Origin of the sequence: Cellulosimicrobium sp. JZ28 (genome assembly GCF_015327065.1) — a bacterium.
In the GTDB taxonomy this organism is placed as follows: domain Bacteria; phylum Actinomycetota; class Actinomycetes; order Actinomycetales; family Cellulomonadaceae; genus Cellulosimicrobium; species Cellulosimicrobium funkei.
In genome coordinates this window covers 3,335,473-3,348,164 of record NZ_CP017660.1, presented here as the reverse complement: position 1 = coordinate 3,348,164, position 12,692 = coordinate 3,335,473, and the positions used below count along the sequence as shown (strand labels likewise).

General features: G+C 75.3%; 9 protein-coding genes. 8 read left to right on the top strand and 1 reads right to left on the bottom strand.

Annotated elements, in window-relative coordinates:
- Positions 1-5 precede the first annotated feature (5 nt).
- The 5 genes from BJP59_RS14985 to aspA all read left to right on the top strand — a co-directional run bounded on the left by BJP59_RS14985 (position 6) and on the right by aspA (position 7,705).
- Positions 6-1,034, top strand: coding sequence for a carbohydrate ABC transporter permease (locus tag BJP59_RS14985; protein WP_074803268.1), 1,029 nt, complete (start codon positions 6-8; stop codon positions 1,032-1,034).
- On the top strand, positions 1,034-1,927 hold the full coding sequence (locus tag BJP59_RS14980) for a carbohydrate ABC transporter permease (RefSeq protein WP_194521311.1): 894 nt from the start codon (positions 1,034-1,036) through the stop codon (positions 1,925-1,927). The genes BJP59_RS14985 and BJP59_RS14980 overlap by 1 nt, the downstream gene beginning before the upstream one ends.
- A gap of 169 nt (positions 1,928-2,096) precedes the next feature.
- Positions 2,097-4,547, top strand: coding sequence for a glycoside hydrolase family 3 N-terminal domain-containing protein (locus BJP59_RS14975; protein WP_194523086.1), 2,451 nt, complete (start codon positions 2,097-2,099; stop codon positions 4,545-4,547).
- Complete coding sequence (locus BJP59_RS14970; RefSeq protein WP_194521310.1) at positions 4,544-6,124, top strand: glycoside hydrolase family 43 protein; 1,581 nt, start codon at positions 4,544-4,546, stop codon at positions 6,122-6,124. The genes BJP59_RS14975 and BJP59_RS14970 overlap by 4 nt, the downstream gene beginning before the upstream one ends.
- A gap of 48 nt (positions 6,125-6,172) precedes the next feature.
- Positions 6,173-7,705, top strand: a complete 1,533-nt coding sequence (aspA, locus tag BJP59_RS14965) for an aspartate ammonia-lyase (protein WP_021483266.1) — start codon at positions 6,173-6,175, stop codon at positions 7,703-7,705.
- Between the two features lie 7 nt (positions 7,706-7,712).
- Here the strand turns inward: aspA and BJP59_RS14960 are convergent, their stop codons facing one another.
- Positions 7,713-8,891 carry an APC family permease gene (locus tag BJP59_RS14960; RefSeq protein WP_194523085.1) on the bottom strand — a complete coding sequence of 393 codons (1,179 nt, stop codon included), beginning with the start codon at positions 8,889-8,891 and terminating at the stop codon, positions 7,713-7,715.
- A gap of 259 nt (positions 8,892-9,150) precedes the next feature.
- Here BJP59_RS14960 and BJP59_RS14955 point away from each other — a divergent pair, with 259 nt between their 5' ends.
- The 3 genes from BJP59_RS14955 to BJP59_RS20250 all read left to right on the top strand — a co-directional run bounded on the left by BJP59_RS14955 (position 9,151) and on the right by BJP59_RS20250 (position 12,638).
- On the top strand, positions 9,151-11,244 hold the full coding sequence (locus tag BJP59_RS14955) for a hypothetical protein (protein ID WP_194521309.1): 2,094 nt from the start codon (positions 9,151-9,153) through the stop codon (positions 11,242-11,244).
- A 98-nt stretch (positions 11,245-11,342) separates the two neighbouring features.
- The gene (locus BJP59_RS14950) at positions 11,343-11,597 is read left to right on the top strand and encodes a hypothetical protein (RefSeq protein WP_194521308.1); all 255 of its coding nucleotides are present in this window, start codon (positions 11,343-11,345) and stop codon (positions 11,595-11,597) included.
- 87 nt (positions 11,598-11,684) lie between these two features.
- The gene (locus tag BJP59_RS20250; protein ID WP_175009302.1) at positions 11,685-12,638 is read left to right on the top strand and encodes a cold-shock protein; all 954 of its coding nucleotides are present in this window, start codon (positions 11,685-11,687) and stop codon (positions 12,636-12,638) included.
- The last annotated feature ends 54 nt before the right edge of the window (positions 12,639-12,692 follow it).

Sequence of the window (12,692 nt, the reverse complement as noted above, 5' to 3'; positions counted from 1 at the left end):
GAGCCATGACCGTGTCCCAGGGCGAGACCTCGCCGAGCACGACGACGCCCGAGGACCGGGCCGGGGGCGGCGCCGGCGCCGTGGCGGGGCCGCCCCCGGCCGCCGCGGCGCGGGCCCGCCGCCCGCGCCGCGGCCGCTGGGGCCAGCGAGCCGAGATCGCGGTGCTCGCCGGGCCGGCGCTCGTCGTCTTCCTCACGTTCGTCATCGTGCCCGTGCTGATGGCGGCGTACTACGGGTTCTTCAAGTGGAAGGGCTTCGGCCCGCCGACGGACTTCGTGGGGTTCGAGAACTACCTCACGATCTTCCGCGACCCCGAGTTCCTCGCGGCGCTGCGGCACAACGGGTTCATCGTGCTCATGTCGCTCGTGCTCCAGGGCCCGGTCGCGGTGGTCGTCGCGCTCATGCTCAACCGGCGCATGCGCGGCCGCTCGGTGGTCCGCGTGCTGGTGTTCGTGCCGTACGTGGTGTCCGAGGTGATCGTCGGCACGGGGTTCAGCCTCATGCTCTCGACGACCGGCGCCGTGAACGACCTGCTGGAGAAGATCGGCCTCGGGTTCCTCGCGGTCGACTGGCTCGCCGACCCCGACGTCGCGATCTGGACCCTGCTGCTCATCATCACGTGGAAGTACATCGGCTTCGCCGTGATCCTCTTCCTCGCGGGCCTCCAGGGCATCCCCGACGAGCTGGGCGAGGCCGCCGCGATCGACGGCGCGTCCTACTGGAAGGCGCAGCGCTACGTCACGCTCCCGCTGCTGGGCCCGACGGTCCGCATCTGGGCGTTCCTGTCGATCATCGGCTCGCTCCAGCTGTTCGACCTCGTCTACATCATCTGGGGCCAGTACGTGGCCTCGACGGCCGGCACGTCGACCATGGCGACGTACATGGTCGCGAACGGCCGCAACGCGGGGAACTACGGGTACGGCAGCGCGGTCGCGGTCGTGCTGTTCCTCATCTCCCTCGCCGTGGCGCTCGTGTACCAGCGGTACGTCCTGCGCCGTGACACCGAGGGCGCGATCACGGAAGGGAAGAAGTGATGGCCAGCGTCACCGCCGTACCCGCGCCCGAGCGTCCCGCCGGCGTCAAGACCCCGAAGGAGCCCCGCGGCTCCGGCATCGGCCGGGGCGGCCCGCTGACCTACGTGGTCGCGTGGCTGCTCGTGGGCGTGTGCCTCGCGCCGATCGCGTACATCGTCGTCGGCGGGTTCCGCACCAACGCGCAGATCACGGCCGACCCGTCGGGCCTGCCCGACCCGTGGCAGGTCGTCAACTACGTCGAGGTCCTGTCGAGCTCGCTGTTCTGGCAGCAGCTCGGGAACTCGCTCGTCGCGGCGCTCCTCACGACGCTCGGCGTCGTGGTGCTCGGCCTCATGGCGAGCTACGTCATCGCCCGCTACTCGTTCGTGGGGCGCGGGGCGCTCTACGCGCTGTTCGCGGCGGGCCTGATGTTCCCCATGACGGTCGCGATCACGCCGCTGTACATCATGATCCGCTCGCTCGGGCTGATGAACTCCGTGGGCGGCCTCGTGCTCCCGCAGATCGCGTTCGCCCTCCCGACGACCGTCATCATCCTCGTGCCGTTCCTGCGCGCCATCCCGCGCGAGATCGAGGAGGCCGCGTCGATCGACGGCGCGAGCCGCCTCGGCTTCTTCTTCCGGATGGTCGTGCCGCTGTCCCTGCCGGGCGTCATCACCGTGGGGATCCTCGCGTTCGTCGCGAGCTGGAACAGCTACATGCTCCCGCTCTTCATCCTCAACGACGAGACGTCGTACACGCTCCCGCTGGGCGTGCAGGCGTTCGCGTCGCAGTACTCCGTGGACACCGCCCGCGTGCTCGCCTTCACCTCCCTGTCGATGATCCCCGCGCTCGTCTTCTTCTCGCTGTTCGAGCGGCGCATCGTCGGGGGCCTCACCGGCGCCGTGAAGGGCTGACCGCGCCCGTCCGCACCCTGCCCCGTCCCGCGCCGCGCGCGGGACGGGGCCACCACCGAAGGAGAACGGTCCCGTGACCGACGTCGTCCCTGCCGTCCCGACGGCACCCCTCGGCAGCCCGATCCCGGGCACCGACCCCGCGCCGACCCCGCGCCCCGCACCCCCGCAGATGCCCACGGTCTCCGAGCGCGTGCGCGCGCTCCACGCGCGCATGACCCTCGACGAGAAGCTCGCGCAGCTCGTCGGCTACTGGCTCGACCAGAACGGCACCGTCGCCCCGATGCAGTCGGAGATGACGGCCGGCCAGGCCGACGGCGGCCGGCTCGCGGAGATCACGCAGCACGGGATCGGGCACTACACGCGCGTGTACGGCACGCGCCCCGTCGACCCGGCGGAGCGGGCGGCGTGGCTGTGGGCGGAGCAGCGGCGGCTGCGGACCGGGACACGGCTGGGGATCCCGGCGATCGTGCACGAGGAGTGCCTCACGGGTCTCGCCGCGTGGCAGGCCGCGACGTACCCGACGCCGCTCGCGTGGGGCGCGTCGTTCGACCCGGACCTCGTCGAGGAGATGGCGCGCGAGGTGGGGGAGTCGATGCGCACGCTCGGCGTCCACCAGGGCCTCGCGCCCGTGCTCGACGTCGTGCGCGACCCGCGCTGGGGCCGCGTCGACGAGTGCGTCGGCGAGGACCCGTACCTCGTGGGCACGGTCGGCACGGCGTACGTGCGCGGCCTCCAGGACGCGGGCGTGCACGCGACGCTCAAGCACTTCGTCGGGTACTCGGGCTCCCACGCGGGGCGCAACCACGCGCCCGTGAGCGCGGGGCCGCGCGAGCTCGCCGACGTCTACCTCCCGCCGTTCGAGATGGCGGTGCGCGACGGCGGCGCCCGGTCCGTCATGGCGTCGTACGTCGACGTCGACGGCGTGCCGCTGCACGCGAGCACCGAGCACCTCACCGAGGTGCTGCGCGAGCGCTGGGGGTTCGACGGCGTCGTCGTCGCCGACTACTTCGGCGTCGCGTTCCTCGAGGTGATGCACCGCGTCGCGGCCGACCGCGGGGAGGCGGCGGCGCAGGCGCTCCGGGCCGGCCTGGACGTCGAGCTGCCGACGGGCGACGCCTACCTCGCGCCGCTCGCCGAGCGCGTGCGGTCGGGAGCGCTCGACGAGGCGTGGGTCGACCGCGCCGTGCTGCGCCTGCTCACCCAGAAGGAGGAGCTCGGCCTGCTCGACCCCGGCGCCTACGCCGACGAGCCGCCGACCGCCGTCGACCTCGACACCCCGCGCCAGCGCGCGACCGCGCGCCGCCTCGCGCAGGAGTCGCTCGTGCTGCTCGCGAACGACGGCGTGCTCCCGCTCGTGCGGCCCGGGGCCGACGGCGCGTCGGCCGCCCCGCGGCGCGTCGCCGTCGTCGGCCCGGACGCCGACTCGGCCGAGGCGCTCATGGGCTGCTACTCGTTCGTCAACCACGTGCTCGCGCACCACCCGGGCACCCCGGCGGGCATCGAGCTGCCGACGGTGCTCGAGTCGCTGCGCGACGCGCTCGCCGGGGCGGGCACCGACGTCACGTACGTGCGCGGGTGCGCGGTCGAGGGCGACGACGTCACCGAGATCCCGGCCGCGGTCGACGCCGCGCGGGACGCGGACGTCGCGGTCGTCGTCGTGGGCGACGAGGCCGGGCTGTTCGGGCGCGGCACCGTCGGCGAGGGCAACGACGTCGAGTCGCTCGAGCTGCCCGGCGTGCAGCGACGGCTCGTCGAGGAGGTCGTCGCGACGGGCACGCCGGTCGTGCTCGTGCTGCTCACCGGCCGCCCCTACGCGATCGGCTGGGCCCTCGACGCGGGGTCGTCGCGCGGCGGCGTCCCGGCCGCCGTCGTGCAGGGCTTCTTCCCCGGCGAGGAGGGCGGGCGCGCCGTCGCGGACGTGCTGGTCGGCGCGGTGAACCCGTCGGGGCGCCTGCCCGTGTCGCTGCCCCGCGCGGGCGGCGCGCAGCCCTACTCCTACCTCCACCCGGTGCTCGGCGGGCCGTCCGACGTGACGTCCACCGACCCGACGCCGGTGCGGCCGTTCGGGTTCGGGCTGTCGTACACGCAGTTCGCGTACGCGGACCTCGAGGTCGACGCGGCCGTGGCGGCGGGCGGGACGTTCCGCGCCGCGGTCACCGTGACCAACACGGGCGCGGTGGTCGGGGCGGACGTCGTGCAGCTGTACGCGCGCGACGTCGTGGGCTCCGTGCCGCGGCCCGTCGCGCAGCTCCTCGGGTACGCGCGCGTCGACCTCGCTCCGGGTGAGTCGCGCCGCGTGACGTTCCGCGTCCCGACGACGCGCCTCGCGTTCTCCGACCGCCGCCTCGTGCGCGTGGTCGAGCCGGGCGACGTCGAGGTGTGGGTCGGCGCGCACGCGGCGGCCGTCGACTCCGCCCCCGGAGCGGGCGACCTCGGGTCCACGACCGGCGGCGCGATCGTCAACGAGTCCGCGCCGGCCGCGCGGCACGTGGTGCCGGGCGCGGCGACCGCGCGCGCGACCCTGGCCGTCACCGGCCCCCTGCACGAGGTCACGGCCGCGGACGAGCGGCTCGTCGCCGTCGAGGTGTCCGCGCGCGTCGAGGCGGGGGAGCGCGCATGACGCGCGTCCAGAACCCGGTGCTGCCCGGGTGCCACCCCGACCCGTCGGTGTGCCGCGTCGGTGACGACTTCTACCTCGTCACCTCGACGTTCGAGTACCTGCCCGGCCTGCCGGTGCTGCGCAGCCGCGACCTCGCGACGTGGGAGCACGTGGGGGACGTCGTCGACCGGTCGGGGCAGCTCGACTACGACGGCATCCGGTCGTCGGGCGGCCTGTTCGCCCCGACGCTGCGCCACCACGACGGCACGTTCTGGCTCGTGTGCACGCTCGTGGACCCGGACGACGACACCCGCGGCGGGAACTTCGTCATGACGGCGACCGACCCGGCCGGGCCGTGGTCCGACCCGGTGTGGCTGCGCGACGAGGACGGCGAGCGGGTCGCGGGGATCGACCCGTCGATCTTCTTCGACGACGACGGCCGCGTCTGGCTGCACGGCACGCGTCTCGCGCCCGAGCCGGAGTGGTTCCACCAGACCGAGGTGTGGGTGCGCGAGCTCGATCCCGCGACGTGCACGCTCGTGGGCCCCGAGCACGTCGTGTGGACGGGGGCCGTGCGCGGCGCCGTGTGGGCCGAGGGTCCGCACCTGTACAAGGTCGACGGCACGTACTACCTGCTCGCGGCCGAGGGCGGGACGGACTTCCACCACGCGGTGTCCGTCGCGCGCGCGTCGTCGGTCACGGGGCCGTACGAGGGCAACAAGGCCAACCCCGTGCTCACGCACCGGCACCTCGGGCGCGGGGTGGACGTCGTCGGTGTGGGCCACGCCGACCTCGTCGAGGCGCCCGACGGCTCGTGGTGGGCCGTGCTGCTCGCGATGCGCGTCTACGGCGGCTACCACTACCCGCTCGGCCGCGAGACGTTCCTCGTCCCCGTCGTGTGGGAGGACGGCTGGCCCGTCCTCGCGCCCGGCGAGGGCCGCGTGCCCGACGCCGTCGAGGTCCCGTTCGCGAGCCCGGCGCCCCGGACGGCGGTCCAGGGCGGGGCGAGCGGCGTCGTCCGCCCGGACGACCCGCGCTGGACGGCGGTGCGCGCCCTGCCGCGCGACGTCGCCACCCCGGCGGGCGAGGGCTGGGACCTCCCGGTGCGCCCGACGACGCTCGCCGAGCCGGGCGCGCCCGCGTTCCTCGGCGTGCGCCAGCAGCACCGCGACGTCGACGTGACGGTCACCGTGCAGGTCCCGGCTGCGGCGGGGGAGCGCGCGGGCGTCGTCGTGCGCCAGTCCGAGGACGACCACGTGCGGCTCCTCGTCGACGGCGGCCCGGGCGACGAGCGGCGCGTCGTCGCCGTGCACCGGCGCGGCGGCACCGACGCGGTGGTCGGGGAGACGACGGTGACCGCCGCCCCCGGGGAGCCGGTCGTCGTCGGGCTGCGCGTGCGCGGGCAGGACTACGGGCTCGTCGCCGGGCCCGCCGACGGGCCGGTCGTGGACGTCGCGACGGTCGACGGGCGCACGCTCGACAGCGCCGCCGCGGGCGGGTTCCTCGGGCTCTGGCTCGGCGTGCACGCGACGAGCGAGGGCCGCCCGAGCGCGTCCGTCGTGCGCGTCGAGCGGTTCGTGTACGAGCCGGTGGCGTGACGCGTCGCCCGGGCGTGCGGGAGCGTGCGGCCGGGCTACGGTCGGGGCATGTCGAGCGAACGGACACGCACCGAGGTGGACCTGCTGGGACCGAAGGAGGTCCCGGCGGACGCCTACTACGGCGTCCACACGGTCCGCGCCATGGAGAACTTCCGCATCTCGGGGACGACCGTGAGCGACGTCCCCGAGATGGTGCGCGGCATGGTGATGGTCAAGAAGGCGTCTGCGCTCGCGAACCGTGAGCTGCGCACCATCCAGCGCGACGTCGCCGACGCGATCGTCGCCGCGTGCGACGCGATCCTGCGCGACGGGCGGTGCCTCGACCAGTTCCCGGTCGACGTGTTCCAGGGCGGCGCCGGGACGAGCGTCAACATGAACACCAACGAGGTCGTCGCGAACCTCGCGCTCGAGCTCGCCGGGTTCGAGAAGGGCCGCTACGACGTCATCAACCCCAACGACCACGTCAACCGCTCGCAGTCCACGAACGACGCCTACCCCACGGGTTTCCGCCTCGCGGTCCACGAGCTCGTCGCGCGGCTCCAGGACGAGGTGCGGCGGCTCGAGCGCGCGTTCGACGAGAAGGCGTCCGAGTTCGCCGACGTCCTGAAGATGGGGCGCACCCAGCTCCAGGACGCGGTCCCCATGAGCCTCGGCCAGGAGTTCGCCGGGTTCGCCGTCAACGTCGGCGAGGAGATCCGCCGGCTCGAGGTCGCGGGCGAGCTGCTGCTCGAGGTCAACCTCGGCGCGACCGCGATCGGCACCGGGCTGAACACCCCGCCCGGCTACCCGAAGGTCGCGACGCGCCGGCTCGCCGAGGTGAGCGGCCTGCACACCGTCCCGGCCGAGAACCTCGTCGAGGCGACCTACGACAACGGCGCCTACCTCGCCGTCCACTCCGCGCTCAAGCGGCTCGCGGCCAAGCTGTCGAAGATCTGCAACGACCTGCGGCTGCTGTCGTCGGGGCCGCGCGCGGGCCTCGGCGAGATCAACCTGCCCGAGCTCCAGGCCGGGTCGTCGATCATGCCCGCCAAGGTGAACCCCGTCATCCCCGAGGTCGTCAACCAGGTCTGCTTCAAGGTCATGGGCAACGACGTGACGATCACGCACGCCGCCGAGGCCGGGCAGCTCCAGCTCAACGTCATGGAGCCCGGGCTCGCGCAGTCGATGTTCGAGTCGCTGCACCTGCTGACCAACGCGTGCGTCGCGCTGCGCACCAAGTGCGTCACGGGCATCACGGCGAACGTCGAGGTCTGCCGCCGCCACGTGCTCGACTCCATCGGCATCGTCACGTACCTCAACGAGATCATCGGCCACCGCAACGGCGACCTCGTGGGCGCGGAGGCCGCCCGGACCGGGGCCTCCGTGCGCGACGTCGTGGTCGCGCGCGGCCTGCTCACGGCCGAGGAGGTCGACGCCGTGCTGACGACCGAGAACTTCCTGCGCCCCCGCTACACCGGCCGCTACTACGCGCCCGACGAGCGCGGCCTGCCGCCCGCGGGTGAGGAGGGCGAGTCGTCACGCGTCGTCGAGTCCGACGACGCCACGGGCGCGCCCCCGGAGCCCGAGCCCGAGGCGTCCTGACCCGCGGCTACGACCGGACGCGCACGGCCCGCAGCGCGACGCCGACCGCGAGCACGACGAGCCCCGCGACCACGCTCGGGACGGGCAGGGTGACGACCAGCGCGACGCACCCGAGCGCGCCGAGCAGCGGGAGCACGCGCGGGTAGAGGCGGTGCGGCGCGGTCTGGCGCAGCGCCGAGAGGTTCGCGACGAGGTAGTAGACGAGCACCCCGAACGACGAGAACCCGATCGCGCCGCGCAGGTCCGTCGTGAGCACGAGCAGCACGACCGCCGCCCCGACCGCGAGCTCCGCGCGGTGCGGCACCCGGTGCACGGGGTGCACTGCGGCGAACCAGCCCGGCAGGTCGCCGGTGCGGGCCATCGCGAGCCCCGTGCGGCTCACCCCGGCCAGGAGGGCGAGGAGCGCGCCGGCGCTCGCGGCGACCGCGCCGACGCTGACGACCGGTCCCGCCCACGCCCACGACCCGGCCGCGACGGCGTCGGCGAGCGGCGCGGCGGACGTCGCGAGCCGGACGGGCCCGAGCACGGCGAGGAGCGTGACCGCCACGACGGCGTAGAGCACGACGACGGTCCCGAGCGACACGAGGACCGCGCGCGGGATGGTGCGGCGCGGGTCGCGCACCTCCTCGCCGAGCGTCGCGACGCGCGCGTAGCCGGCGAACGCGAAGAACAGCAGCCCCGCGGCCTGGAGGACGCCGTACCAGCCGCCGTGCGCGCCGTCGGCGTCGAGGACGGCGGACCACTGCGGCGTCGTCCCCGCGAGGCTCGCGACGACCGCCGTCGCGATCGCGAGCAGCGCGACCGCGACGATCCCGCGCGCGAGGCGGGCCGTGCGCGTCACGCCGCGGTAGCCGACCGCGGTGAGCACGACGACCGCCGCGGCGGCGACGGGACGCTCCCACCCGGGCGGTGCGGCGTACGCGGCGAGGACGAGCGCCATGGCGGCGCAGCTCGCCGTCTTCCCGACGACGAAGCCCCACCCCGCGACGTAGCCCCACCAGGGGCCGAGGTGCTCGCGCCCGTACACGTACGTGCCGCCGGACGTCGGGTGCTGCGCGGCGAGCTGGGCCGACGACGTCGCGTTCGCGTACGCCACGACGGCGGCCAGGGCGAGGCCGACGAGCAGGCCCGTCCCCGCCGCGGCCGCCGCCGGGGCGAACGCCGAGAACACGCCCGCGCCGACCATGGACGCGAGCCCGACCACGACGGCGTCCGTCGTGCCGAGGCGGCGGGCGAGCGACGGCTGGCCGGGTGCGGTGGTCACCCGCACAGCGTGCCAGGACCAGGTGTCCACGAGGTGTCCGCCACCCGCCCCGGGGCGTGGTCCGGAGCGTCCCCGGGAGCCGGTACAGTTCCCGCCGGTGTCCCGTTCCGGTCGTCGTCGACCGGTCCCGACGAGCGGGGGGCGACGGGCTGTGCGCTTCGGCGAGGACGGCGGTGCAGGGGTGGTCTCAGGAGGGTCCGGCGACGGGCGGTGCGCGGGGCGGACGGCGTCGCGCGCGGTGCTCGTGGGGGTGCTCGCGGGCGCGGTCGTGGTGGGGGCGCCGGGGGTCGCGAGCGCGGACCCGGGTGACGGGCTGTCGGAGACGTCGCACGTCCGCTACGAGGTGGACGGCACCGGCCCGGTCCGGGTCCGGGTGACGACGACGCTGCGCAACGAGCAGCCCGACAGCGGCCAGTACTTCTACTACTGGGACGCCTACGGCATCCCCGTGCCGGCGGGGGCGACGGACGTCACCGCGACGAGCGGCGGCGCCACCCTCCCCGTCACGCTGGAGCCGACGGAGGACCCGGCCACGAGCGCCGCACGGGTCTCGTTCTCGCCCCTCAACTACGGGCGCGAGCGGACCGTGGAGTGGGCCTACACGATCCCGGGCGAGCCGATCCGCTCGGAGGGGTACACGCGCGTCGGGCCCGGGTACGCGACGTTCGCCGTCAGCGCGGCCGGCGACCCGGGGCAGGTCACCGTCGAGATCGTCACCCCGACGTCGATGGACTTCGACAGCACGTGGGACGGGTTCACCCCGATCCTCGAGGGCACGACCCGGACGCACCGCGCGACGGAGAGCACCGACGACCTCGGCACGTGGTCGTTCGTCTCGCTCCGGGACCCGGCGCAGGTCGACACGACGACGGTCGACGCGGCGGGGACGGAGCTCGTGCTCGAGAGCTTCCCGGGCGACGCCGAGTGGAGCGCCTTCGTCGCGGAGCAGGTCGCCGCCGGGCTGCCCACGCTCGAGCGCGTCGTCGGGATGCCGTGGCCGGGGAACCTCGAGCGCATCCGCGAGGACGTGTCGCCCGAGGTGCTGGGGTACGCGTGGTTCGACCGCGGCTCCGGCGAGATCGTCATCCCCGAGGACCTCGACGCCGGGCTGCTCTTCCACGAGCTCTCGCACGCGTGGCTCGCCGGGGACCGGTTCGCGGACCGGTGGGTGTCCGAGGGCCTGGCCGAGGTCGTGGGGGAGCGCGTCGCGGCGCAGACGGGCGGCCCGACCGAGACGTTCCCGGCCCCCGCGCGCGACGCGGCCGAGGCGCTCCCGCTCGTCGCCTGGGCGGACGTCGACGTGCAGGACGGCGCCGACGCCACCGAGGAGTACGCGTACGCCGCCGCGTGGACGGCCGTCTCCGCGCTCGTCGGCGGGCTCGACGACGAGGCGCTCGGGTCGCTCGTCGCCGCCGCGTACGCGGGGGAGAGCGCCTACGACGCCCCCGGCGAGCCGGGCCGTCCGGGCCTGACCGACGGGCGTCGCTTCCTCGACCTCGTCGAGGTGCGCGGCGAGGTCGCCGACGCCCAGGCGGCCTACCGCACGTGGGTCGCCGACGCCGACGAGACCGCCCTGCTCGACGCGCGGGGCCCGGCCAGGGAGGCCTACGTCGCCCTCGACGCGGCCGACGGCCAGTGGCTCCCGCCCGCGGGGCTGCGCACCGCGATGACGGACTGGGCGTTCGCGGACGCCGACGCGGCCCGGGAGGCGATCGGGCCCGACGCCGCTGCGGCCGCCGGCCAGGTCCAGCAGGCCGCCGACGACGCGGGCCTGCCCGACCCGGCCGCCGTGCGCACGCAGTACGAGAGCGCCCGCACCGCCGAGGAGTACGCCGCGCTCGCGACCGTGCTGCCGCGCACGGTCGAGGTCGTCGGGACGGTCGGCGACGCCGTCGCCGCGAGCACCGGCGGCGGGCCGTTCGCCGACCTCGGCCGCCTCCTGCTGGACGTCGACGGCTCGACCGCCGAGGCACGCGCCGCGCTCGACGCCGGGCGCCTCGACGAGGCCGCCGCCGCGGCCGACGACGCGTCGTCGCGCGCCGCCGTCGCGCCGTGGGTCGGGATCGGTGCCGTGCTGCTCGTCGTCGCGGCGCTCGCCGGTGCGGTCGTGCTCGTGGTGCGCCGCCGTCGTGCGGCCGCCGCCGCCGCGCCCGCCGCGCCGGACGCGGACCCGGGGGTCGAGCAGGACTCGGCGGTCGAGCAGGACCCGGTGGTCGACGGGACGGACGACCCGGCGGACGAGGGGAAGCCCGTCGTCCCCGCGGCGGCGCCGTAGCCCGCGGCCCGGGTGGTGAGCCCGGCGGGGCGACGTACGGTCGAGAGAGTGCGCCCGGTCGACCAGGCGGCCGGGCCGGAGACCAGGAGGGCCCGCTCATGACCGCGTCGCAGCCACAGGACCGCCGGGGCACCGGCGACGAGCAGGACCGGCGGGACGAGCAGGAACCGGTCCGCGGCGAGCCGGACATCGGCACCGCGGGCGCGTTCCCCGCGCTCGCCAACGACTCGATGCCGAAGGACCCCGAGGTTCCGACCGACGTCGACCCGGGCGACGAGCGGAGCTGGAGCGGCGACGACGTCGACGACCCGGGCACGGAGCCGGGTGCCGGCGCGTCGGGCACCGGCCGCTGAGGCCGGCCGAGCGGTCCCGCGGCGCCGGGGCGCGGCGGCGTCGGGGACACTAGGAGCAGCACTGTCTGTCGATGCAAGGAGTCCTAGGTGCCCCAGGGAACAGTCCGATGGTTCGACGCCGACCGAGGGTTCGGCTTCATCGACCTCGGGAACGAGGCCGAGGACCTGTTCGTGCACGCGTCCGAGATCGTCGGTGACGACGGCCCGAAGCAGCTCCGCGAGGGGCAGGTCGTCGAGTTCGAGATGGGCACCGGCGACCGCGGCCCGCAGGCGCGACGCGTCCGCGTGACGGGCGACCGCGCTGCCGACGCGCCCCTGGGCGTGCTCGGCACCGTCGTCTGGTACGAGCCGGCCAAGGGCTACGGCTTCGTCACGCCCGACGGACGCAGCGACGAGATCTTCCTGCACAGCTCGGCCATCGTCGGGGGCGGCGTCGTCACGGAGGGGCAGCGCGTGGCGTTCCTCGTCGTCGAGGGCGAGAAGGGCCCGCAGGCGGACCACCTGCTGCCGCTCGGCGCGCAGGCCGCGCAGCCCGCGGCGGACGGTGCCGACGGCACCGTGTCCTGGTACGACGACGTCAAGGGCTTCGGCTTCGTCGCTCCCGACGGCGGCGGCGACGACGTGTTCGTGCACGTCAGCGCTCTGGGCCGCGGGCTCACCGAGCTCGCCGAGGGCGCGCGCGTGACCTACGACGTCGTCGAGGGCGACAAGGGGCCGAACGCCCGGAACGTGCAGCTCGTGGGCGGCTCCGGGCGCCCGGGTCCGGACCGCGGCCGACCGGGCGCCGACCGTGGCCGCCCGGGCTCGGACCGCGGTCGTCCGGCGTCCGGTGGTCGCGTGCGCGGCGGCGAGGGCACGGTCGCGCGGTACGACGCGGACCGCGGCTTCGGCTTCATCACGCCCGACGCCGGCGGCGAGGACCTGTTCGTGCACGTGTCCGTCGTGCGCGGCGGGGAGGAGCTCGAGGAGGGTGACCGGGTCCGGTTCAAGATCCGGCAGAGCGACCGCGGGCCGCAGGCCGACGGCGTCGAGCTCATCTGAGCGAGGGGCGGCGCGGCTCCCGTCGAGCCACCCCGCCCCGGTGTGCCCCACCCG